Genomic DNA, 22,414 nt, shown 5'->3' with positions numbered 1-22,414 from the left:
GCATGAGCATGGAAGTTACCGCGTGGATGTCCCTGCACCACGCGATGAACGCGCAGGACGAGCGACCGCTGTCCCGCGCCACCTTGAAGCGAATCGCGAAGTTCGCACGCCCACACCGCGCCTTGATCATCAGGTTCCTGTTGCTGAGTGTGGTGACGGCGGTTCTCACCGTGGCGGCGCCCGTCCTCGCCGGCCGAGTGGTCGACGCGATCGTCGACGGCGCCGACAGCAGTGTGGTGATCCGGTTGGCCGTACTGATCGCCGTGATCGCCCTCGCCGAGGCCGGGCTGGGGCTGGTGACGCGATTTCTCTCCGCCAGCATCGGCGAGGGGTTGATCGTCCAACTGCGGACGGCTGTCTTCGACCACGTTCAGCGGATGCCGGTGGCGTTCTTCACGCGGACCCGCACGGGTGCGCTGGTCAGCCGACTGAACAACGACGTGATCGGCGCGCAGCGGGCCTTCAGCGACACCCTGTCGAGTGTGGTCGGCAACGCCGTCACGCTGATGTTGACGTTGGCCGTGATGCTCACCTTCTCCTGGCAGATCACGCTGCTGGCGCTCGTCCTGCTGCCCATCTTCGTCCTCCCGGCCCGCCGGATGGGTTCGAGGCTCGCCCAGTTGCAGCGTGAGGCGGCCGAGCACAACGCGGCCATGAGCACCCGGATGACAGAACGCTTCTCCGCACCCGGCGCCACGCTGGTCAAGCTGTACGGGCGGCCGGCCGAGGAGTCCGCCGAGTTCGCGGCGCGTGCTCGTCGGGTCCGGGACATCGGCATCCGCGCCGCGATGCTCCAGTGGGTCTTCATCACCGCGCTCACCGTCGTCGGCTCGCTGGCGCTGGCCCTGGTCTACGGGCTGGGTGGTCTCTACGCCCTACGGGGCAGCCTCGACGCCGGGACGGTGGTCGCCCTCGCGCTGCTCCTGTCGCGGCTCTACGCGCCGTTGACCTCGCTGGCCAGTGCCCGGGTCGAGGTGATGAGCGCCCTGGTGAGCTTCGAGCGGGTGTTCGAGGTCCTCGACCTCAAGCCGCTGATCCTCGACAGGTCCGACGCCCGGCCCCTTCCGGAGGGGCCGGTCGCGGTCGAGTTCGACGGGGTCCGGTTCGGCTATCCCTCAGCGGACAAGGTGTCGCTCGCGTCCCTGGAGGACGTGGCGAAGCTCGACACGCGCGGCGGCGAGGAGGTGCTGCACGGGGTGTCGTTCCGCGCCGAAGCGGGGCAGATGGTGGCGCTCGTCGGCTCCTCCGGCGCGGGCAAGTCGACGATCGCGCAGCTCGTGCCTCGCCTGTACGACGTGGAGGACGGCGCGGTGAAGCTCGCCGACGTCGACGTACGCGAGCTGTCCGCCGAGTCGATCCGGACGGCGTTGGGCGTGGTGACCCAGGACGGGCACCTCTTCCACGAGAGCATCCGCGCGAACCTGGCGTTCGCCCAGCCGGACGCGACCGAGGACGAGATGTGGGAGGTGCTTCGGCGGGCCCGACTCGACGACCTGATCCGCAGCCTTCCCGATGGGCTGGACACCGTCGTCGGCGAGCGCGGATACCGCCTGTCCGGCGGGGAGCGGCAACGGCTCACCATCGCGCGACTGCTGCTGGCTCGTCCGCGGGTGGTCATCCTCGACGAGGCCACCGCGCATCTCGACTCCACCTCGGAAGCGGCGGTGCAGGACGCCCTCGCCGAGGCCCTGACCGGCCGGACGAGCGTGGTCATCGCGCACCGGCTCTCCACCATCCGGGCGGCCGACCAGATCCTCGTCGTGGAGGCCGGTCGCATCGTCGAACGCGGGCGACACAGTGACCTGCTCGCCGCTGGCGGCCGCTACCACGAGTTGTACCGCACCCAGTTCGCCCAGGAGAAGCCGACGGTCCAGGAGCAACCCGTCGCCATCTGACGGTGCTCGCGCATCTCATGACGCACGCGGTGGTCGGCCCGCCCCACGAACGACAGTCCGACCACCGCGTCACCACGCGCCGCGGCCCACCCCGTGCAGCACCCGGGGTGGGCGGCGGCGGACGGTCAGTCGTTGTCGTTGTCGTCGTCGTCCTTGTCATCGGCGTCGTTGTCATCGTCGGCGTCGTCATCGGCGTCGTCATCGTCGTCGTCGTTGTCATCGGCGTCGACCGGCTCCTGCTCAGCCTTGACCACCGACCCGTTGTCCCGGTCGACGTCCACCTCGTGTTCGGTGTCGCCCGCGACGATCTCGACGCTCCACACCGGCCGGCCGTTCTCCTGCTCGGCTTCGACCTCGACGACCTGGCCGCCACCGGCCTTGGCGAGCGCGATCTCACCGGCGCGCTTCTCGTCGACCGCGCTGCCCGCGGGCGCGCTGCCGGTCGACGGCGTACCGGACGGCGTGCCGCTCGACGGCGTACCCGATGGGGTGCCGACCGACGGCGAACCGGTGACGACCGGCGCGTCGGTGGCCGTCGGCGCGACGGTGGCCGCGGCGAGTGCCGTGCCGCCGGTCCGCGAGTCGTTCGCGGCGTTGACGCCGAGCGCGACCCCGGCCACCGCCAGCACCGCCGACCCGCCGACCGACGCCAGAAGCAGATTGGTGCGCTTCATCGTGGTGTCCACCTTTCCTCGGTTGTCGCTTCCGAGGATCGGCCAGATCGGGATAGCACCGCGCTGTCCGGACGCTAAGGCCGGGTTAAGACGGTCGGGTGCCGGGTCAGCCGCGCCGGTTGAGTTCCGCTTCCAGCCGCTGGACGAGCGTCTTGCGGTCCTTGCTGGCGCGCTCGTTGCGCAGTGCGGTCTTGAGCTGTCGCGTGTCGAGGCCACGGACCAGCTTGGCCGCCTCCGCGACCGACATCTCCGACATCCGTCCGGCCGTGGTGGCATCCCGACGCGCCCGTTTGGCCGGCCCGGTGTTCGCGACGTACTGCTTGCCGGATCGGGACGCTTCGCGTTTCTTCGTGTCGGTCGCGCGCTTCTGGCTCTCCGACATCTCCTCCCATGCCTTCTTGGGCAGGTAGCGACTCGTGGTGCCGCCCTTGCGCGCACGGGTGTCGCCCTCTTTCGTCTGCCACTTCTCGTTGCCCCAGCGCTGGAGGGACTTCTGCCGCTCGTCCTTTTCGCCCAGGAATCCGCCGCCACGCTTCTTGTATTCCTGAGTGACCAGCTGTGACTTGCGTGCCGACCACTGCCCCGGTCGGCCGCCCTTGTCGGAAGCCTTGATCTCTTCCTTGATCTGCTCTCTGAGCTCGGGTTTCGTATACCGCGCCATGACTGGCAGCTACCCGGCGCCGCAGCGGCTATGCGTCCCGCGGCGACGTCGGAGGCCCGAGCCGGAGCAGCACCCGTGCGCCGCCTCCCGGGCCGGCCCGTAACTCCAGTCGACCGCCGGCCGCCTGCGCGGCACGCCGGGCGATGTCCAGGCCGAGGCCGGTGGACCCGGCCGCGCTGGCGCCCCGCCGGATCGCCCCGGAGGGCATGCCCGGGCCCTCGTCGGCGACCGTGAGGACCACCCCGCCGGCCTCCCGGGCGAGCCGGACGGCGAACGGCGTGCCGTCGGGGGTGTGCGCGAACACGTTGCCGAGCAGGGCGTCCACGGCCGCCGTCAGGTTGTCGGCGGCCACACCGACGGGAAGGGGGCCGGGCGCCAGGTCGAGGGTGACGGCCCGGCCGGTGTCCTCGGCCAGCACCGACCAGAACGCGACCCGGTCGGCGACGATCGCCGCAGCGTCCGCGGCGGCCGGTTGCGCCGGTGCGTGCCGCCACCGGGCCTGCCGGATGAGCCCGGTGACCGCGCGTTCGAGCCCGTCGGCGGCGGCGGTGATCCGGGCGGCGTCGTCCGGGTCCCGCAACGACTCCGCCTCCAGCCGCAACGCCGTCAGCGGCGTACGCAGCTGGTGCGACAGGTCGGCGACCTGCTCGCGCTCCTGCATCAGGAGCACCTGGATCCGGGTGGCGAGGTGGTTGAGCGCGCCGGCCACCTCGCGCAGTTCGGGCGGTCCGGCCGGCGTGACCCGGGCGTCCAACTCGGCGTTGGCCAGCCGGTGTGAGACGGCCGAGAGGTCGCTGATCGGCCGGACCAGGGTGCGCGCCAGCCGGTCGGCGACCAGCAGCCCGATCAGCACGAGGATCACGCCGAGCAGCGCCAGCACCAGCCAGGCCCGGGTGACCCCGGCGGTCAGCTCGTGCTGCGGCACCGCGATCCGGATCACGCCGGTGCCGTCCGCCCGACCCTGCACGGCGATGACCACCTCCCGGCCGGCCGCCGACTCGCCGGTGAGGCTCTGTCCGCGCTCGGCGAGGGCCACCGCGGGCGTACGCGGGGTCTGGGCACCGAGCACGGTGCCGTCGGGCAGGAAGACGCTCACCGGTCGACCGGAATCCGCGGCGAGTTGCTCGACGGTGAGCCGGATGGTCGCCGCGTCGGCGGTGCCGACCACCGGCACCAGGCTCTGCGCGTCGGCGGTGGCCCGAACGGTGGCCCGGTCCTCGGCGACGGTACGCACCAGCAACGCCAGCGGCACCAGGAACGCGATGAGGGTGAGGACGCTGACCGCGGCGACCAGCAGCGCGAGCCGCGCCCTCACGGCTGCGCCGCCGGGGCTTCGAGACGCACCCCGACACCCCGCACGGTGTGCAGGTAGCGAGGCTGCTGGGCGTTCTCCCCCAACTTTCGACGCAACCAGGACAGGTGCACGTCGACGGTCTTGTCGGCACCGCCGTACGGGATCTGCCACACCTCCGTGAGCAGCTCACGTTTGGTGACCACCTGGCCCGGTCGGCCGGCGAGGTGGTGCAGCAGGTCGAACTCGCGAGGCGTCAGCTCGACGGTGACCCCGTCGAGGGTCACCTGCCGGGCCCGGGGGTCGACGCGGAGCCCGCCGACGACGAGCGCCGGGTCCTGCCCGTCGGCGCCGCCGGGGCCGCGCCGCAGCACCGCCCGGACGCGGGCGTCGAGCTGCGCCGCGGTGAACGGCTTGACCACGTAGTCGTCGGCGCCCGCGTCGAGCACCCGGACGATCTCGGTCTCGTCGTCGCGCGCGGTGGCCACGATCACCGGCACCGAGCTGACCGCCCGCAGCATCCGCAGCAGCTCGCGGCCGTCCAGGTCGGGCAGGCCCAGGTCGAGCACGATCAGGTCGGGTCGGTCCTCCAGCGCGTCGCGGAGCCCGGCCATCGCGGTCGAGGCCGCCGCCACCGCGTGGCCGCGTTCGCGCAGGGCCCGGATCAGCGGGGTACGGATCGTCAGGTCGTCCTCGATGAGCAACAGGCGGGCCACAGCTGGCAGGCTAACCGCTGCCGCTGGCAGTGCGACGCACGTTAACCACGCCTTAGCGTTCGGATGTGCCAACGACAATGACGGATCGGGGATAGTCAGGGGATGGGCCGTCGTTCGATCCTCGTCGCCAGCGGGTGGGTGGCCACCGCCGCCATCGCGACCCTGATCGGCCTGGGAGCGATCCGGCTGGTGGGCGAGAGCCTCACCGGCACCCCGGGCGGGGTGCGCAGCGAGGCCGAGATCGAACGGGCGCTCGCCTCGCCGGAGCCGGTGCCCACCGGCACGACGGGCACCGCCTCGGCCGGGCCGGGCACGACGAGCCCCGCACCGAGCGCCAGCTCCGGGGCCCGCCGGGGGTTCGCCACCGACGGCGGCACGGCCGTCGCCGAGTGCGGCGTTGGCGGCGTACGCCTCGTCTCCTGGGCGCCCGCGCAGGGCTTCCGGGTCCGCGACGTGGACCGGGGCCCGGACGACGACGTCGAGGTCACCTTCCAGGGGGCGGCCCGGGAGTACGAGTTGAAGGTGCGCTGCATCGGCTCGGAGCCGGTGGCCGTCGCCGACGACTGACGACCTGGGAGCGGTGAGGTGAGTTGTCGGGGGCGGTTCAGCGGCTCTGCAGGGCGTCCACCAACCTCCGGAGCGTCGCGCGCGCATTTTCGAGATCGCCGAGGCTGAGACCCGCTCGTTCGACGGCGTCCCGGCGGTCGGCGTCCGAGCGTTCCAGGAGGCCGGTGAGCGTGACTCGACCCACCTCCGTGAGTGTCACGAGTGGCGCCCGGCGGTGATCGGGGTTGTCGTGCAACTCCACCATTCCGGCTCGGGCCAGGTCGTCGACCACTCGCTGCACGCTCTGTCGAGCGAGGCCGAGCCTGCGCGCCGCGCTCGCCACGGTGCGGGGGCCGTCGGAGAGCACGCTCATCACGTGCCATCGGGCGGCAGTTTGCCCCTCTTCTCGGGCGAGGTCCTCGCTTGAGCGCCGAGACTCGCCTGCCAGTTCGTACACGTCTGCCATCAGCAGCCGGTAGGCGTCGACCCGGTCCTGCTTCCGTTCCCTCACCGACAGCATGGTATCGAACATTGACAGCCTATTACTAGAATGACAGCATGCTGTCATGATTTTCCGACTGTGGAGCGGCTGGACGGAGCCCGCTCTCACTGACGCCTACGAGCGGTTGTTGACGCAGGACATCGCGCCGGCGATCCTCGCCCGGGACGTAGCCGGGCTTCGGGAGCTTCGGGTCCTGCGTCGTTCCCCGCAGGAGCTCGACCCCGCCGAGGGCAGCGAATTTCTCACCGCCATGACATTCACGGACCTCGCCGCGGTGTCGGCCTTCACCGGCGGCGAACCGTCCGCCTCGGTTGTCCCGCCCGCGGCCCGTGACCTGCTCGGGCGCTTCGACAGGCAGTCCCGGCACTATCTGAGCCGAGCGGTGTTCCGGGCCACTGGTGGACAGCCGCCAGGCGTCGGGTGAGCAGCCGGCCGCCTCACTGACCCGTTGGCTGCTCGCGGTCCGCGTCGCGGCCGAGGGCGACCATGCGCAGGGTCTCCTCCCGACGTCGCACGAGTAGCGCACCGGCCAGGAAGGTCACCGGCGCGACCAGCACCAGCATCGCCCACTGCGCCGGCACCAGGGGGATGGCGTGTCCCATGTGCATGGTCGAGGTGGCCCAACCGGCGAGGGCGCTGTCGATCAGCAGGGCGAGGGCGGCCACGGGCAGGAGCATGACGACGACCCGTCGGCGTACCTCCGGAGTGAGCGTGGCAACCGCGATCACCATGGCCAACGCGGCGACCGCCAGGCCCGCGACGTAGAGCCAGAGCACCAGCTCGCTGCTCGCCTCAAGGTCGTAAAAGACCTGGTAGGACACCTCGGCGACGAAGCCGAACGTGGGACTGGTCAGCCGGTTCGTCACCATGAGCGCGACCATCGCGGCCGGCGCGAGGAGCAGGGCCAGCAGTCGGCGTACGCCCAGCACTGCGATCGCCCGGCGGCGCGGCACCGGCACGGTGAGCGCGGCGGCAGCCACCACGGCGAGGGCGAGCTGCGGCAACATGTCCACCACGTACGTCGGGTTGTCACCCGTCTGCGGGGCGACGAGCGCGCCCCAGCCGAGCACGCCGGCCCAGGCCAAAGCGGCGGCGACCCACCGCCACCCGACCAGCACCGCGGCGCAGACGCCCGCCCAGCCGGCGACGCGCAGCCAGTCGACGAGATCCGGGCCGGTCGGCGAGAACCCGGGCGGCAGGCCCGACGGGCGGACGAGCTGGTCGAGCAGCGCCCTGCTGGCGAGGGCCAGCAGGACGACCCCGACCAGCAGGCCGGTGACCGTCGCCGCGTCCGCCCAGCTCGGCTCGGTGAACCCCCGTGCGCCCACCCGCAGCCGCGCCCGCAAGCCGGCGCCGACCAGATTCCGCACGTCGGCGGCGGCGGGTCGCCGCTGGCCCGGCCGCGCACCGGCGAGGAGCACGGCCAGCATCTCGTCCTCGTACACCCGACGGTGTTCCCACGGATAGACGGCCAGCAGCCGCCGGTAGCGGCGCTCCAGGTCATCGCTGCTCACGCCGCACCCCCGTCGGTCAGGAGGCCGCTGCGGCGCAGCCGCGCCCGAGCGGCGTCCGCGTTGTGTCGCAGGCGGGACGCCTCTTCGGTGAGCCGCCGCGCGCCCAGAGCGGTGAGGCGGTAGTAGCGGCGTAGTCGGGACTGCACCACCTCTTCGCGCTCGACCTCGATGAGACCGTCGGCGCGGAGCCGGTCGAGGACGGCGTAGAGGGTGCCGGCGCGCAGGCGCACCTTGCCGTCGGAGATGCGCAGCACGTCCTCGATGACGGCGTACCCATGCAGGGGCGCCTCCACCAGCGCGGTGAGCACCAGGAACGTCGGTTCCCGAAGTGGAGCCTCAGCCATGCCAGGGAGCATATACCGATAGACGGCATATGCAAGGAAGACGAGAGCTGAGTGACGGACGTGGCCGGCACGGATCGCCGTGCCGGCCACGTCAGCGGTGGTGGTTCAGCTGGCGTACGCCTCCACCTCCCAGAGCGAATGGCCGTATCCGGTGCCCCGGGCGGTGCCGTTGATCCGCAGGTAGCGGCCGTTGGCGCCGAGGGCGGTGTGCTCGTCCACGCCGCCGTCGGCCCCGGTCACCGTCTTCACTGTGGTCCAGGTGGTGCCGTCATTCGAGGTCTGGATCTGGTACGCGCTGCTGTACGCCGCCTCCCAGCTCAGCTTGACCCGACCGATCGCGGTGGGGCTGCCGAGGTCGACGCGAATCCACTGCGGATCGGAGAACGTGCTCGACCAGCGGGTGGTGAGGCTGCCGTCCACCGCCTGGGCACCGGACACGTCGGCCCCCTCGTTGCTGGACGTCGACGTGGGCTTGTTCAACAACAGGTTGCCGCCGGTCGGGCTTCCGGTGCCGCCGTACACCTCGAACTCGAACAGTGAGTAACCCCAGGCGGTCCCCCGGGCGGTGCCGAGGAGCCGGATGTACCGGCCGGAGCCGCTGAGCCCGGTCAGGTCGTCCACCCCGCCGTCACCGCCGGTCACCGTACGGATCGTGGTGAAGTTGACCCCGTCCGGCGACGTCTGGATCTGGTATCCGCTGCCGTACGCCGCCTCCCAGGTCAGCTTGACCCGGTTGACCGAGTACGTGGCACCGAGGTCCACGTCAATCCACTGTGGGTCACCGAAGGCGCTGCCCCACCGGGTCCCGGCCACGCCGTCGAACGCGTTGGCCGCGCCGAACGCGCCCTCGAAGCTGGACGCGCGCGCCGGCTTGCCCCGGGCCAGGTTGGCACCCGGCTCGGGATCCGGGTCCGGCCCGGGACCACCCGGGCTGGTGGAGAGGGTGAACTCGTCGATGTCGAAGTACGGGCCAGTGCCCTTGAAGACCAGGAACAGGGTTCTTGTGCCGGTCGGGGCGGTGAGCCCACCGGTGACCGTGGCGAAATTGGCGTACCCGCCGGTGGGCACCACGGTGGCCGAACCGACCAGCGGCCCGGTGGGCGAGTCGACCCGCAACTCCAACATGCCGCCACCGCCGGCCGGTGCGCCGACCCGGGCGCTGAACGACTGGACGCCGGTCAGGTTGTAGGGACGGAACGAGATCCAGTCGTTGTTGTCGACGTAGCCGACCGCCGCGCCGCCGTGCCCCGCCGCCCCGGCGACGACCTGGATGCCGGACGAGTCACCGAAGTGCTCGGCCTGGCGTACCCGAGGTTGCAGCACGGCCTGGGTGTGCGTGGTCAGCGCCGGCTGGCCACCCCCACCCAGGTCGGTGTACTCGGCGTCGATGATGCCGAAGATGTTCGCCGCCGTGTCGTGCTCGCCGTCGGCCGAGGTCTGGATGACTCCGGTGCAGCCCTGCACGCTGCCGAGCTGGTGGCCGTGCGAGTCGTGGCCGAGGACGTAGTTCACCTTGACCCGGGCGCAGTTGATCGCGCCGTCCTGGGCGTCGGTGACGGTGACGCTGAACGGCACCGCGTCCCCGAAATTGAAGGTCTGCCCGTTCAACGGGGTGTTCACGGTGACGACCGGGGCACTGTTGCCGACCGTGACGACCACGCTCGCGGTGGCCGTCTTACCGGTGGTGTCCCGGACCGTCAGCGTCGGGCTGCGGGTCCCGTTGGTGGTGTACGTGAAGCTCGGGTTCGCCGCGGTCGAGTCGGTGGTGCCGTTGTTGTCGAAGTCCCAGGCGTAGGTGAACGGGTCGCCGTCCGGGTCGAGGGTGCCGGCCGAGGAGAAGGCCACGGTCAGCGGCGCGGTGCCACTGGTCGGGGTGGCGGACACCTTGGCGACGGGTGCTCGGCCCTCGCGGGCGTACTCGATGCGGTAGAGCGCCGAGTTGGCGTCGCCGTTGAACCAGCCCGTGCCGTAGTCGAGCACGTAGAGCGCGCCGTCCGGGCCGAACTCCATGTCCATGACCTGGGTGCCGGTCCACGGGAACGGGTTGATCTTCAGCGGTTGGCCGGACCCGTCGAGCTTGATGTTCTTGATCCAGCGGCGACCGAACTCGCCGGCGAAGTAGGTCCCGTCGTAGTACTCGGGGAACGCCACGGGCGAGGTGTTGTTCGGGTTGTACCGGTAGACCGGCCCGCCCATCGGAGACAGGCCGCCGCCGGTGAACTCCGGCGGCGAGCCGGAGCCGCCGTACGGCAACCAGGCCGGGATGGCCGGCGGCAGCTGGGTGATGCCGGTGTTGTTGGGCGAGTTGTTCACCGGCCCGCCGGCGCAGTTGAACTTCGCCCCGGACGGTCCGGACGGGAAGGTGTAGTCGTTGTAGGCGTCGTTGCGGGCGGTGCAGTACGGCCAGCCGTAGAAGCCCGGCCGGTCGATCCGGGCGAACTCGACGTTGCCCGCCGGCCCCCGGTTCGGGTCGGCGGTGCCCGCATCGGGGCCATAGTCACCGAGGTAGACGACGCCGGTGGCCTTGTCCACGCTCATCCGGAACGGGTTGCGGAAGCCCATCGCGTAGACCTCCGGGCGGGTCCGCGCGGTGCCCGGGGCGAACATGTTGCCGGCCGGGATGGTGTAGCCGCCGGCCGCGCTCGGCTTGATCCGGAGCACCTTGCCGCGCAGGTCGTTGCTGTTCGCCGAGGTGCGCTGCGCGTCGAAGGCCGGATTGCGCCCGGCCCGCTCGTCGATCGGGGTGAAGCCGGCCGAGTCGAACGGGTTGGTGTCGTCGCCGGTGGACAGGTAGAGGTTGCCGGCCGCGTCGAAGTCCATGTCACCGCCGACGTGGCAGCACATGCCCCGACTGGTCGGCACGTTGAGGATCAACGTCTCGCTGGCCAGGTTGATGGTGTTGTCCGCGTTCACGGTGAACCGGGCCAGCCGGTTGACTCCGTCCCAGACGGCGAAGTCGGCCGGGGTGCCGGTGGCCGGCGCACCGCCGCCGGGGGTGCTCAGTGGTGGGGCGAAGTAGGCGTACACCCAGCGGTTGGTGGCGAAGTTCGGGTCGGCCTTGATGCCCTGCAAACCCTCCTCGTCGCCGGTGTAGACGGGCAGGGTGGCGGCGATCTTGGTGTTGCCGGCGGCGTCGGTGTGCCGGATCACGCCGTTGCGGGAGGTGTGCAGCACGCCCCGGTCCGGTAGGACGGTGAGGCTCATCGGCTCACCGGTCTCGGCCGCGCCCTTGGCCAGCTCCACCTGCTGGAAGCTGCTGGTGACGGTGGGACCACAGTCGGCGTCGACCGCGCCGGCGGCCGTCTGGATGCCGCCGAGCAGGTGCTGACGGAAGTTCGCCTCGGCGTACGACGCGTCGGTGTGGCCCAGGCCGGTGTACCAGGCCCGGCCGCCGGAGTAGTTCTGGCACCAGGAGATCGGGTGGTCGGCGCCCATGCTCCCGCCGGTGTAGGTGCTCTCGTCCAGGGTGGCCAGCACGTGCGCGTTGCCCCGGGGGTTGGTGCGGTAGTTGTACAGCTCGTCGAACCGGCTCCACCGCTGCGGCAGCGTCGCGGTGGACGGGTGCACCTGGTCGGCGACCTTCACGGTGACGGTCTGCTCGGCCGGGTGCGAGGCGAAGTACGCCCCGACCAGTCCGCCGTACCAGGGCCAGTCGTACTCGGTGTCGGAGGCGGAGTGCACGCCCACGTACCCGCCGCCGCCGGTGATGTAGCGCTCGAAGGCGGCCTGCTGGGCGGCGTTGAGCACGTCGCCGGTGGTGGAGAGCCAGATCACCGCGGCGAACCGGTCCAGGTTGGCGTCGGTGAACTGGCCGGCGTCCTCGGTGGCCTCGACGGTGAAGCCGTTGGCCGCACCGAGTTGCTGGATCGCGGCGATGCCCGGGGTGATGGATCCGTGCCGGAATCCGGCGGTCTTGCTGAAGACCAGCACGGTGAACGGTGCGGCGCTGGCCGTGGGTGGCGCGGCGACGATGCCGCCCGCCACGAGGATCGCGCTCAGCGCGAGGCCGAGCCACGATCTCAGGGATCTGCGCACAGTGGGGTCCTTTCGCGGTGCGAGGGACGGCGTGCGCCGATCACGCCTGGCGGTGGTGGGACGAGATATGTGAATGCATCGTTGCGTCCGGATCACGGGCGCGTCAAGCACTCTCCCACCATCCGTGAGAGCGTTATCTCCGCAGGTCAGCGACGACCGTGCGGAGTGAGATCGAATAACGGTTTTCGGGCCACGATCCACCCCGGAGGGCCCCGGCGCAGGCGCCTACACTTGGTGATGGTTAGGCAAGCGGTCGGGGAGGGCCGTCACGGCCGTCCCCAACCTGTGTCAGCGACCGCCTACGCGGGGACCACCATCGGTGTGCCGGCGATCGGATCGGGTACGACGAGGCAGCTGAGACCGAAGACCTGCTCGACGAGGTCGCCGGTGACCACGTCGACCGGCGCTCCCTCGGCGACGATCGCACCGCCGGACATCGCGATGAGGTGGTCACAGTAACGGCAGGCGAGGTTGAGATCGTGCATGACGATGACGATGGTCTTGCCGGACTCCGCGTTCAGTTTCCGCAGTAGCCGCAGCAGCTCGACCTGGTGGTTGATGTCCAGGTAGGTGGTGGGCTCGTCGAGCAGCAGCAGGTCGGTCTCCTGCGCCAGGGCCATGGCCACCCAGACCCGCTGGCGTTGACCACCGGACAATTCCCGGATCGGACGGTCGATCAGATCCGCGGTGCCGGTGGCGTCGAGGGCCCGGGCGACGGCGTCGTGGTCGTCGCCACTCCACCGTCGAAACCATCCCTGATGGGGGTAGCGACCGCGGGCCACCAGGTCGGCGACGGTGATGCCGTCGGGCGCGACGGGAGTCTGAGGGAGCAGCCCGAGCACCTTGGCCACGTCGACGTTGCGCAGATCGGCGAGGGGTTTGTTGTCGAGAAAAACGGCGCCGTCGCGCGGTGCCATCAGTCGGGCCAGGCCACGGAGCAGGGTGGACTTGCCGCAGGCGTTGGCGCCGACGATCGCGGTGACCTTGCCGTCGAGCACGGCGACGTCGAGGTGGTCGACGATGGTCCGGTCGTCGTAGCCGAGGGTGAGGCCCTCGGCGCGTAGTCGGGTCATCCACCCGCTCCTTGTCGGTTGGTGGTGGCCAGCAGCCACAGCAGGTAGGGCGCACCGACCGCACCCGTCACCACGCCGGTGGGCAACGGTGTGGGCAGCAGGTGCACGGCGACGAGGTCGGCGGTGAGCAGCAGCGCGGCACCGACCAGGGCGGCGGGCAGGACGCCCTGGGCCGCGGGGCCGAGGAGCCGGTTGGCGATCGGCCCGGCCACCAGGGCGACGAAGGCGATCGGGCCCGCCACCGACACCGCCAGGGCCACCAGCACGACGGCGGTGCCGAGCAGCCCGGCCCGGCTGAGCTCGGCCCGGACACCCAGCATTCGGGCGGCGTCGTCACCGAGGGCGAGGGCGCTCAGTGGCCGTTGCAGCAACGTGGCGACCGGCAGTAGGACGATCAGGGCGCCGGTGAGCACCCACAGCTCCGTGGTGCTGGCCTGCCCGACCGACCCGATCAGCCAGTGCATGGCCTGGCGGGCCTCGAAGAGCTGCGCCCGGCTGAGCACGTAGCCGATCAGGCCCTCGAAGAAGACCGCCACTCCGATGCCGATGAGGATGAAGCGGTAGCCGCTGACGCCGTCGCGCCAGGCCAGCAGGTACATCGCCAGGGCGGCGGCGACCCCGCCACCGAGGGCGAGCCCGCTGACGACGAGCCCACCGGCCTGCAAAAGCACGATCCCGGTGACGGCCGCCAGCCCCGCCCCGGAGGTGATCCCCACGAAGTCCGGGGACGCGAGGGGGTTGCGCAGCAACTGTTGGAAGATCGTCCCGGACGCGCCGAGGGCGAGCCCGACCGTCAGGGCGGCGGCCGCGGTGGGCAGCCGCAGGCCACGGACGACGAAGTCGACGCTGGGATTCTCGGACAGGTGCAGGACCGAGGCGATGACCTCCGTGGCGCCGATGCGGAAGCTGCCCACCATCATGGTCAGCACGAAGAGGGCGGCGACCGCCACGGTCAGGGCGCAGGTCACCATGATGGACCGGCCGGCTCGACGCCGCCGGTTGGCGCGCAGCGCCGCGGCCGTATTGGACGTGGCCGCGCGGACGTCGCTCGCGGGCGTGGTCGTTGTGGTCACCATGCTCAAACCTCCGACAGCCGGCCGTAGCGCACGATCGCGATGAACGCGGGCGCGCCGATCAGCCCGAGGATCACGCCGACCTGAACCTCGTCGGGGGCGGCGGCCATCCGGCCGAGCACGTCGGCGAGGAGCAGGACGATGGGTGCCAGCAGCATCGAGTACGGCAGGATCCAGCGGTAGTCGGGGCCGCAGATGAACCGCGCGAGGTGCGGTACGACGAGCCCGACGAAGACGATCGGCCCGCAGGCCGCGGTGGCGGCGCCGGCGAGGACCGCGACCACGGCGAAGGCCGCCGCGCGGGTACGGGTCACGTGCTGGCCGAGGCCACGCGCGACGTCCTCGCCGAGCGCGAGGCCGTTGATGGCCCGCCCGAAGCCCAGCGACACGGCGAGGCCGATCAGCAGGAACGGCGCGACCCCGGTCAGGATCGGGGTGTACCGACCGGCGAGCGACCCCACCTGCCAGAACCGCAGCTCGTTGAGGGCGTCCACGTTCGTCATCACGATCCCGCTGGTCACCGAGGTCAGGCCGGCGGTGACCGCCGCGCCCGCCAGGGCCAGCTTCACCGGGGTGGCGCCCTCCCGGCCGAGCGAGGCGACCGCGTACACCAGGGCCAGCGCCGCGATCGCGCCGGCGAACGCGAACCAGACGTAGACGCCGACGCCGCGCACCCCGAGCACCGTGATGGCGAAGACCACGAACGCGGCAGCGCCGGAGTTGATGCCCAGGATCCCCGCGTCCGCCAGAGGGTTGCGGGTGACGCCCTGAAGGATCGCCCCGGCCACCCCGAGCGCGGCGCCGACCAGGATGCCGAGCAGAGTGCGGGGTACGCGCATCTCCAGCGTGACGGTGCTGCTGATCGGCCCGTCGCTGTCGAGGCTGAACAGGGCGTGCAGCACCTCGGAGAGCCCGATCGACCGCGAGCCCATGGTCACGCTCAGGAAGCCGACGAGGGCGAGGACCGCACAGAGGACGGCGAGCCCCGGCCCGAGGGCAGAGGCTCGCCGCACGCCTCCCGTCGAGCTGCGCGTCCCGATCTGGTTAGTTGCCGACATTCGGATCAGCGGCCTTGACCGCCTGGGTCAGCTTGTCCAGCTCGGTGGCGAAGTCCCCGTACGTGTGCAGCCAGAACGCCGGCCAGGAGACGGTGGCACCGGCCTTGGCCGCCTTGATCTTGGACCAGGTCGGCTGCTTCGTGCTCCACTCGGCGTTGGCGGTGGGCGTGAAGGATCGGCCGTCCCACAGGATCAGGTCCGGCTGGTACTTGTCGGCGTTCTCCCAGCTGAGGTTCTCCCAGTACGGGAAGGCCGGGTCCGGGCTGGCCGGGTTGATCACCTTCAGACCCCAGGTCTGCAGGTCCAGCAGCTCGGGCGCGTACTCGGGGTTCGCGACGTAGACCTTCTCCGTCGAGGGCGACATCGCGGCGACCGTCAGGCCCGGCTTGGCCGAGGTGGCCGCCTTGAACGCGGCCACCGCGTCCTCGAAGCGCTTCTTGTTCGCCGCGATCTGCGGGCTGGCCACGTCGGCGCCGAGGCTCTCGGCGAGATCCTCGTACCCCTCGGCCAGCGCGACGATCGACTTGCCCTGCGTGACGCCGACGACGGGGGCCAGCTCGGCGAGCTTCTTGCTCTTCTCGTCGACGCCCTCCTCCATGCCGCTGTGCGCCTTCTCGGCCGGCCACCAGTCGCCGACGATCAGGTCCGGACGCAGCGCGGCGGCCTTCTCCACGTCGATCTTGCCCCACTCCTCGCCGAGGATCTCGATCCCGGTGAGGTCGAGGTTCTTCAGGTTGGGGTCGGTCTTGACCGACTCGTCGGCGTAGACGCCGACCGGCTTGATGCCGAAGGACATGAGCGCGGCGGCCTCGCCGGCGTGCGCGATGATCCGCGTCGGTGTCTTGTCCGCCTTGACGGCCTTGCCCGAACCGTCGGTGAAAGACCAGGGGCCGGAAGCCGTGGCAGCGGCGGCGGAGTCACCGGTACCCGTGTCGTTGCCACAACCAGTGAGCCCGCCGAGCACGACGCTCAGCGCCGCGACGGCCAGGACCGGACGCCATGAGTGCATGGTGAAGTTCCCGATCTTCCGAAGAGAAGCGAGCCATCCGGCCCGAAAGTTAGGTTAGGCTAACCAACACTTCCGGTTTTGGCCAATGCCGGGTGCCTCCCACCTCGAAAAACAGCCAACCACCGCCGCGAGAATGGCGATCGGACGTTCAACGGCCGCCCGCGGCCAGCTCGGCGATCATCCCCTCGCAACTGCGGACCACGACCTGGGCGCCGCGTCGCTGCGCCAGCGGGAGCAGTGGATCCTCCGCCCGGTCCCGCCACCGCCACTGCGCGTCGGCCGCGACCTCCCAGAGTTGCCGCACGTCGGCCTCATGCTCGACACCGAGCCGGGCCGCGAGGCCCACCCCGTCGCCACCAACCAGACGCTGGGCCTCGGCGGCGAGTTCCGCGTCGAACCCCAGCCGGGTGTTGCGCAGCGCCACCAGCAGGCGCAGCTCCCGGAACTCATGCGCACCGGCGAGGATCTGCTCCACCGCGCCGACCAGCTCGGCCGATCCCCGGGTGGGCTCGGCCCGCAGCAGCGCCTCCACCGCGGCCAGCGCGGACCGCGCCTTCAGCGCGTCGCGGCGATCGATGAAGCACCGCGTCACCGACTCGCGCAGCTCGGTGAGACCACTACGCCGAATCAACTCGGCGGAGAGCTTCACCCGGCTGTCGAACCCGCTGCGCACCAGCGTGGCCGCCAGCCGGACGCCGAAGACCCCGAACCGCCCCAGCAGCGCGGCGCGCACCTCGGTGTCCAGCCGAACCGGCAGCTCGCCGCCGAGGAAGCGGTCGGCGGAGATGAGATGGGCGTCCAACTCCGCCCGGGGCACCTGGGCCAGGGTCGCAAGCGCGGCAAAATCCGACTCACCGAGCATCCGGCCGGCCAGGCCGATCATTCCACTGCACGCCACCACGTTGACGCTGAGCGCGTTCACCCTCGGGTCGCGGTAGTGCCGGCGAGCGAGCTGACGTGCCGTGAGCAGGCCGTCGATCCGACCGCCGCCGGTCTCGTCGGCGCGGGACAACACCATGATCACATTGACCGGAGCAGACTGCCCGACGGCACTGTCCCGGGCCGACTCCAGCACCCGCAGATCGCTGTCGCGACCGTCGCGGGTCAGGTACAACACCGCGTCCGCATCCCGCAGCACCCGCTCCAACACCGGCGCCCGGCCCTGCTCGGCGCCCCCGGTGACCGCCGGGGTGTCGATCAGCGTGATCTGCCGCAGCGCCCGCGTCGGCCACCGCACCACGATGTCCCGCACCTCCCCCGCACCCCAGCCCAGATCCACCCGCAGCCCGGTCGCCGACTTCACCACGGCCAACTCCTGCGGTGGCTGCCCGACCGGGTAGGCGGTGGCGCGCGGCGCGGCCCCGTCCTCGTACCAGGTGAAGGCGCCGTCCGCCCGCTCGACCGGGGCGACCTCCTCGCCCATCAACGCGTTGAGCACCGTCGACTTTCCCGATCGCCACGGGCCGACGACGGCGATTCGCAGCGGCTGCTCCAACCGGGCCACCTGATGCCGAAGCTCTCCGACCGCCCGGGGATTGTCCTGGTACAGCTCGATGGCCTGGTGCAGCAACCCCCACGCCGCCTCATCCAGGCGCACCCCCACCGTCATGCCTGCGGCTCCAGCAGCAGCGGGGCGGACCGGGCGCCGGTCAACTGCTGAGCCTGCTCGTAGACCGCGGCCAACCGGGTCATCTTCAGCCGGATCTCGCGCTGCCGCTGCTCGCGCAGGGAGGCATCGGTGTCGGCCTCCTGCTTCGCGCTGCGGAACGACTGCACGATGGCCTCCTGCAACTCCTCGGTCAGCCCCGTGAAGTGGTCCCGCAGCATCCGCTGCACCTGCCGGGCGGCGTCGCGGCAGTCCCGGATGATCCGGACGAAGAAGTCGTCGACATGCCGCTGGATGGCCGTCTTGACGGTCGCCTGACGGCGACGGAGCAACTGTTTGCTCTCGTCGCGGATGCTCTTGCCGCCGAAGAGCGCCCCGATGCCGACCGAGACCGGATTGATCATCGGCATCCCGGCCAGGGTGGTCGCCAGACCGAACATCAGCATGCCGCCGTACGAACCCTTCATGCCGGTGAACAGCTTCTGGCCCGTGGTGAACCGGTCGATCGTCGGCCGTTGCAGCTCGGGCAGTCGCCCGCCGATGTCGTCCGGCATCGTCATCGACCAGGGCGGCAGCACGTCGTAGCCGTACCGGTCGAAGTTGGCGGCCACCCGACGGGCGATCCAGTCGCAGCGCTGGATCAGCCACTCGTGGTTCGCCTCAGCCGCCTCCACCAGGCTCCGCTCCAGCCAGTCCTGGAAGGTGTCCCAGGCGACCAACGGGTCAGCGGTGTCGAACGCCTCGTCCACCGCGCGCAGGATCTGTCGGGTCCGGTCGCGCAGGTCGTACTCGAGGTCGGCGAGCAGGTCGGTGATCTCGTCGGTCAGCGTGTTCTGCCACCGGGTGGAGCACCGGCGCAGCTCGTCGACCTCGCGCTGTGCCGCATGCAGCCGGGAGATCGGCCCGGACTGCTCCTCGGCCTCCTGGGTCGCCAACTCGGCGCGCAACGGCGCGGCCAACTGCTCCACCACCGTCCGGGCCACCGTCTGCACCGCCGCCCGGGCCAGGTGGTCGGCCTTGCCGGCCAGGTCGCGTTGCAGGCGGGCGATCAGGGCGGGGAAGCCGGACTCGGCGTTGAGAACCCGGTCGTCGGCCGCGGCGGCACGCAGTCGCAGCGCCGCGGAGACCGGAATCAGTGTCGCCGGTACGCCCGCCTCGGCCAGGTGCTGCCGATTGCGCTCGGCGACCGTACGCCAGTCCGCCACCAGATCGGTCTTGCTCTGCACCACGACCACGTTCGGATGCGAACGCATGATGTGCAGCAGCATGTTCAGCTCGGCGACCGACAACTCCCGGGTGGAGTCGGAGACCAGCAGCACGGTGTCCGCGCGGGCGGGCGCGGCCACCGGGGCGGCGGCGCCGATACCGGCGACCTCGTCGGTGCCGGGAGTGTCCACCAGCACCAGCCCGGCGCCGAGCAGGGCGCGGGGCAGTCCGATCTCGACGTACGCCGGGCCACCACCCGGCCGACGCCCGACCAGGCCGGCCACGCCAGCCGCGACCTGGTTGAGCGCCACCGGGGTCCGCTCGACGGTCACCGCGGCGGCGGTGCCGGTGGGATGGCCCGGGGCCGGCGGCGCAGCCTGGGCCACTGCCGCGGTGGGGGCCTCGGCGTGCTGCACCACGGTCGGCAGGACGGTCGTACGGCCGTCGCCGACCGGGCAGGCCGGAGCGTTGATGATCGCGTTGATCAGCTGACTCTTGCCCTGGTTCGGCTCGCCGATGACCAGGACACGCAGCGTCGGGTCCAGCAGTTGCGCACGCTTCTGCCGCACCGTCTGGAGTAGGTCACCGCGATTGTGTGCAGTGCACGTGCGGGCGATCTCGTCCAGCACGTCCAACCAGATCCCGGCCATCACCGCACCAAGTGTGCGGATTTCGGCTCAATTATCAAGAGGGACCGGATGTGGAACCGGGAAGGGCCGGATCGCCCGAGACGATCCGGCCCTCCGCTCCGACCGGAGATCCGGGTCAGAGCAGACCGCCGGTGATACCCAGCAGCCCGTGATCGGAGGAGGCGTTGGAGTCGCCGCCGAGCACACCATCGGTGACCCCACCGGTGACGTCACCGACCGTGTCGGTGACACCGGGGAGGAGGCTGTCCACCTGATGCGTCACGCCGCCCACCGTCGACGGCACGTCGAGCGGCGGGACCCCGCCGACGACACCGTCGCCGTGCCCGAGGCCCAGCCCGTTGAGGGTGTCGTCGACACCGAGCGAGCTGACGACCCCGCCGAGCTGACCGTGGGTGCCGGAGAGGACACCGCCGGTCAGGTCGCCGCCGATCAGGTTCTGGTCGGTGACGCCGAGCAGACCGCTCGGGTCGCCGACCGCGCCGGTGACGTCCCCGAGCACCGGGTCCGCGATCGCGTCCACCGGCTGCACCACGTCGGCGTCGAGAGTGTGCGCCACATCGGAGACACCGGCCAGGTCGGTGTCGAGGCCGGACGGACCGACACCCAGACCGATGCCCGGCAGCACGGTGACCCCGGCGGCGGCGGTCGACGGGTCGACCGCGATGGCGCCGAGCACGCCGGCCTTGACGTCCACGCCACTGGGCGAGCTGGTGACGCTGATCTGCTGCGCCACGCTCTGCAACTGACCCACCACGTCGGTGGTGTCCGTGAGCAGCGGGTCCAGCCCGAGCTGCCCGACCGGCGAGGCCAGCGGCGCGAGGCCCGCCCCCGGCGCGTAGTCGACAACCAGCGGTACGACGTCCTGCACGTCCGCAGCGGTGATGTCGGTGAGCCCGGCGCCCCGCAACGCACCCTCGGGGTCGAGGTCGAAGGCCGACCGCGCGTCCGGGTTCGTCAGTAGGTCGAGCACGAAGTCGTGGAGCGTCTGCTGCGAGTCCATGTGCCGGTTCTCCTCGAGTCTGGCATTGGCGGGGTGTCGTACGTCGACAGTGACGACGCTATTGCCGGGGCCCGCCCCCGGGCATCGGGGCTGAGCCCGCATCCGGGCCGGTTGAACTAGGGGCACCGCCACCTCGTACGTTAGGGGGACAGGGGGAAACCGTCCCGACGAGATTAGGGTCCCGACCAGGGACTGATCTCTGGTACGAACGTAGGAGCCCGCGGGGTTCGCCGGGGGTGGGTCGTCGGGCAGCCGACGCCATCGCCACCGACCGGCCGACTCACGGGGAGAGACAGAGACGATGCCGTACGTCCTGGGGATAGACATCGGAAGCAGCAACACCGCCGCCGCCGTCGCACGGCGACGCGGCGCGACCTGGACACGGCCCGAGGCCGTCCCGCTGAGCGCCGGCTCACCACTCATGCCGTCGGTGCTCTGCCTGGCAGAGGACGGTTCGCTGCACGTCGGGGAGCCCGCGACCGACGACGGCAGCCGCACCACCCGGGACTTCGTCCACCGGATCGGCGACGACGTGCCGGTGCTGCTCGGCGGCGAGCCGTGCGCGCCGCAGACGCTGACCGCCGAGCTGGCGGCGTGGGTGGTGGAGCGGGTCCACGCCCTGGAGGGCGGGGCGGCCGAGGCGATCGTGCTCAGCCACCCGGCGGGGTGGCGCCCCTACCGACGGGAGGTGCTGCACCGGGCACTGTCGGACCTCGGCCTACGGCACGTGACGCTGCTGCCCCGCACGGTCACGGTCGCCGAAAGCCATGCCGCTCGCGGGTTCGCGGGCAGCACGGCCGTGGTCTACGCGCTGGGCGGCAACAGCTTCGAGGCGGCTCTCGTGCGCCGCACCCCGCGCGGCACGTACGAGACGTTCGGCACCCCGCAGGGTCTCGACTCGATCGGTGGCGCCGACTTCGACGAGGCGCTGGCCGAGCATTCTCGTACCGTGCTGGCCCGGGAGTTGGCCGCGACCGGCCGTCGCGGAGCCCAGGCCGCGCTGCGCGGGCTGCGCGCGGAGTGTGACCGGGTCAAGCGGGTGCTGACCGTCGACCTCACGGCCGACGTGGTGCTGACCCTGCCGAGCGGCCCGGCCCGGGTGCCGGTGACCCGGGCGCAGTTCGAGGCCATGATCCGCCCGACGGTGCAGGCCACCGTCGACCTTCTGCTCCGGGCCGTGCGCAGTGCCGACCTGACTCCGGCGCAGCTCGACGGCGTCCTGCTGGCGGGCGGCTCCACCCGGGTCCCGCTCGTGACCGAGCTGATCAGCGCGGCCCTGCCGGTGCCCGTCGAGGTGGAGCCGGACGCACAGTTGACCGCCGCCACCGGGGCGGCGATGGCCGCCTGTCAGGTGGTGTCACCGCGCCCTCGCCAGCCGGCGCCGGCCCCTGTTCCGGCCCCGGTCAGCGGTGCCGGGCGGGCCACCATCCCGGCACCACGCCCCCATCACACCGTTCTGGGCGATCCGCCACCGCGGCCCCCGGTCCGGGTCCTCCCACTGGAACTGCCGAAGCCGTCCCGCCTGGCGCTGGCCCGCGGCCGGGGACGCGAAGGATAACCC

General features: G+C 71.4%; 19 protein-coding genes. 4 read left to right on the top strand and 15 right to left on the bottom strand.

The genetic code is table 11. From position 1 onward, the window contains the following. Positions 1–2 precede the first annotated feature (2 nt). On the top strand, positions 3–1,895 hold the full coding sequence (locus AC5L30_RS00500; protein ID WP_494864388.1) for an ABC transporter ATP-binding protein: 1,893 nt from the start codon (positions 3–5) through the stop codon (positions 1,893–1,895). A gap of 125 nt (positions 1,896–2,020) precedes the next feature. Here the strand turns inward: AC5L30_RS00500 and AC5L30_RS00495 are convergent, their stop codons facing one another. From AC5L30_RS00495 to AC5L30_RS00480, 4 genes are all read right to left on the bottom strand, one after another. Continuing rightward, a complete protein-coding gene (locus AC5L30_RS00495; protein ID WP_494864387.1) occupies positions 2,021–2,569 on the bottom strand; it encodes a PepSY domain-containing protein in 549 nt (182 codons plus the stop codon). Between the two features lie 106 nt (positions 2,570–2,675). Continuing rightward, entirely contained in the window at positions 2,676–3,230 is a 555-nt protein-coding gene (locus AC5L30_RS00490) for a DUF5872 domain-containing protein (RefSeq protein WP_494864386.1), read from the bottom strand. 28 nt (positions 3,231–3,258) lie between these two features. Further along, complete coding sequence (locus tag AC5L30_RS00485) at positions 3,259–4,545, bottom strand: sensor histidine kinase (RefSeq protein ID WP_494864385.1); 1,287 nt, start codon at positions 4,543–4,545, stop codon at positions 3,259–3,261. Beyond that, positions 4,542–5,237, bottom strand: coding sequence for a response regulator transcription factor (locus AC5L30_RS00480; protein ID WP_494864384.1), 696 nt, complete (start codon positions 5,235–5,237; stop codon positions 4,542–4,544). Before AC5L30_RS00480 ends, AC5L30_RS00485 begins: the two co-directional genes overlap by 4 nt. A 102-nt stretch (positions 5,238–5,339) precedes the next feature. Here AC5L30_RS00480 and AC5L30_RS00475 point away from each other — a divergent pair, with 102 nt between their 5' ends. Beyond that, positions 5,340–5,804 carry a septum formation initiator gene (locus AC5L30_RS00475; RefSeq protein WP_494864383.1) on the top strand — a complete coding sequence of 155 codons (465 nt, stop codon included), beginning with the start codon at positions 5,340–5,342 and terminating at the stop codon, positions 5,802–5,804. 37 nt (positions 5,805–5,841) lie between these two features. Here AC5L30_RS00475 and AC5L30_RS00470 read toward each other — a convergent pair whose 3' ends face one another. Continuing rightward, a complete protein-coding gene (locus tag AC5L30_RS00470; protein ID WP_494864382.1) occupies positions 5,842–6,315 on the bottom strand; it encodes a MarR family winged helix-turn-helix transcriptional regulator in 474 nt (157 codons plus the stop codon). Positions 6,316–6,349: 34 nt separating this feature from the next. Here AC5L30_RS00470 and AC5L30_RS00465 point away from each other — a divergent pair, with 34 nt between their 5' ends. After that, positions 6,350–6,709 carry a hypothetical protein gene (locus tag AC5L30_RS00465; RefSeq protein WP_494864380.1) on the top strand — a complete coding sequence of 120 codons (360 nt, stop codon included), beginning with the start codon at positions 6,350–6,352 and terminating at the stop codon, positions 6,707–6,709. Between the two features lie 13 nt (positions 6,710–6,722). On the opposite strand, the gene AC5L30_RS00460 is transcribed toward AC5L30_RS00465, so the two are convergent. The 10 genes from AC5L30_RS00460 to AC5L30_RS00415 form a co-directional block, all read right to left on the bottom strand. Then, positions 6,723–7,799 carry a hypothetical protein gene (locus tag AC5L30_RS00460; RefSeq protein ID WP_494864379.1) on the bottom strand — a complete coding sequence of 359 codons (1,077 nt, stop codon included), beginning with the start codon at positions 7,797–7,799 and terminating at the stop codon, positions 6,723–6,725. Further along, complete coding sequence (locus tag AC5L30_RS00455; protein WP_494864377.1) at positions 7,796–8,143, bottom strand: PadR family transcriptional regulator; 348 nt, start codon at positions 8,141–8,143, stop codon at positions 7,796–7,798. The genes AC5L30_RS00460 and AC5L30_RS00455 overlap by 4 nt, the downstream gene beginning before the upstream one ends. Before the next feature lie 105 nt (positions 8,144–8,248). Further along, positions 8,249–12,178, bottom strand: coding sequence for a ThuA domain-containing protein (locus AC5L30_RS00450; RefSeq protein WP_494864375.1), 3,930 nt, complete (start codon positions 12,176–12,178; stop codon positions 8,249–8,251). A gap of 299 nt (positions 12,179–12,477) precedes the next feature. After that, complete coding sequence (locus tag AC5L30_RS00445; RefSeq protein WP_494864373.1) at positions 12,478–13,251, bottom strand: ABC transporter ATP-binding protein; 774 nt, start codon at positions 13,249–13,251, stop codon at positions 12,478–12,480. Further along, a complete protein-coding gene (locus AC5L30_RS00440) occupies positions 13,248–14,327 on the bottom strand; it encodes a FecCD family ABC transporter permease (RefSeq protein ID WP_494864371.1) in 1,080 nt (359 codons plus the stop codon). Before AC5L30_RS00440 ends, AC5L30_RS00445 begins: the two co-directional genes overlap by 4 nt. A gap of 2 nt (positions 14,328–14,329) precedes the next feature. Further along, the gene (locus tag AC5L30_RS00435; RefSeq protein WP_494864369.1) at positions 14,330–15,337 is read right to left on the bottom strand and encodes a FecCD family ABC transporter permease; all 1,008 of its coding nucleotides are present in this window, start codon (positions 15,335–15,337) and stop codon (positions 14,330–14,332) included. Between the two features lie 31 nt (positions 15,338–15,368). Further along, positions 15,369–16,391 carry an ABC transporter substrate-binding protein gene (locus tag AC5L30_RS00430; protein WP_494864368.1) on the bottom strand — a complete coding sequence of 341 codons (1,023 nt, stop codon included), beginning with the start codon at positions 16,389–16,391 and terminating at the stop codon, positions 15,369–15,371. A gap of 148 nt (positions 16,392–16,539) precedes the next feature. Then, on the bottom strand, positions 16,540–18,000 hold the full coding sequence (locus AC5L30_RS00425) for a hypothetical protein (RefSeq protein WP_494864366.1): 1,461 nt from the start codon (positions 17,998–18,000) through the stop codon (positions 16,540–16,542). Further along, positions 17,997–19,853, bottom strand: a complete 1,857-nt coding sequence (locus AC5L30_RS00420; protein ID WP_494865297.1) for a dynamin family protein — start codon at positions 19,851–19,853, stop codon at positions 17,997–17,999. The genes AC5L30_RS00425 and AC5L30_RS00420 overlap by 4 nt, the downstream gene beginning before the upstream one ends. Positions 19,854–19,968: 115 nt before the next feature. Beyond that, positions 19,969–20,853: an IniB N-terminal domain-containing protein gene (locus AC5L30_RS00415; RefSeq protein ID WP_494864365.1), complete on the bottom strand. Its 885-nt coding sequence runs from the start codon at positions 20,851–20,853 to the stop codon at positions 19,969–19,971. 301 nt (positions 20,854–21,154) lie between these two features. Between AC5L30_RS00415 and AC5L30_RS00410 the strand changes: the two genes are divergently transcribed. Further along, a complete protein-coding gene (locus tag AC5L30_RS00410; protein ID WP_494864364.1) occupies positions 21,155–22,411 on the top strand; it encodes an Hsp70 family protein in 1,257 nt (418 codons plus the stop codon). The last annotated feature ends 3 nt before the right edge of the window (positions 22,412–22,414 follow it).

It is taken from the genome of Micromonospora sp. BQ32 (assembly GCF_059358895.1).
This window is presented reverse-complemented; position numbering and strand designations above follow the sequence as displayed.

What these genes read in the sequence shown, in the direction of transcription:
- AC5L30_RS00495 (WP_494864387.1), bottom strand. Translation starts at nt 2,569, where the DNA reads ATGAAGCGCACCAATCTGCTTCTGGCGTCGGTCGGCGGGTCGGCGGTG.
- AC5L30_RS00500 (WP_494864388.1), top strand. Translation starts at nt 3, where the DNA reads ATGAGCATGGAAGTTACCGCGTGGATGTCCCTGCACCACGCGATGAAC.
- AC5L30_RS00455 (WP_494864377.1), bottom strand. Translation starts at nt 8,143, where the DNA reads ATGGCTGAGGCTCCACTTCGGGAACCGACGTTCCTGGTGCTCACCGCG.
- AC5L30_RS00490 (WP_494864386.1), bottom strand. Translation starts at nt 3,230, where the DNA reads ATGGCGCGGTATACGAAACCCGAGCTCAGAGAGCAGATCAAGGAAGAG.
- AC5L30_RS00440 (WP_494864371.1), bottom strand. Translation starts at nt 14,327, where the DNA reads ATGGTGACCACAACGACCACGCCCGCGAGCGACGTCCGCGCGGCCACG.
- AC5L30_RS00465 (WP_494864380.1), top strand. Translation starts at nt 6,350, where the DNA reads ATGATTTTCCGACTGTGGAGCGGCTGGACGGAGCCCGCTCTCACTGAC.
- AC5L30_RS00425 (WP_494864366.1), bottom strand. Translation starts at nt 18,000, where the DNA reads ATGACGGTGGGGGTGCGCCTGGATGAGGCGGCGTGGGGGTTGCTGCAC.
- AC5L30_RS00470 (WP_494864382.1), bottom strand. Translation starts at nt 6,315, where the DNA reads ATGTTCGATACCATGCTGTCGGTGAGGGAACGGAAGCAGGACCGGGTC.
- AC5L30_RS00410 (WP_494864364.1), top strand. Translation starts at nt 21,155, where the DNA reads ATGCCGTACGTCCTGGGGATAGACATCGGAAGCAGCAACACCGCCGCC.
- AC5L30_RS00415 (WP_494864365.1), bottom strand. Translation starts at nt 20,853, where the DNA reads ATGGACTCGCAGCAGACGCTCCACGACTTCGTGCTCGACCTACTGACG.
- AC5L30_RS00445 (WP_494864373.1), bottom strand. Translation starts at nt 13,251, where the DNA reads ATGACCCGACTACGCGCCGAGGGCCTCACCCTCGGCTACGACGACCGG.
- AC5L30_RS00420 (WP_494865297.1), bottom strand. Translation starts at nt 19,853, where the DNA reads ATGGCCGGGATCTGGTTGGACGTGCTGGACGAGATCGCCCGCACGTGC.
- AC5L30_RS00475 (WP_494864383.1), top strand. Translation starts at nt 5,340, where the DNA reads ATGGGCCGTCGTTCGATCCTCGTCGCCAGCGGGTGGGTGGCCACCGCC.
- AC5L30_RS00430 (WP_494864368.1), bottom strand. Translation starts at nt 16,391, where the DNA reads ATGCACTCATGGCGTCCGGTCCTGGCCGTCGCGGCGCTGAGCGTCGTG.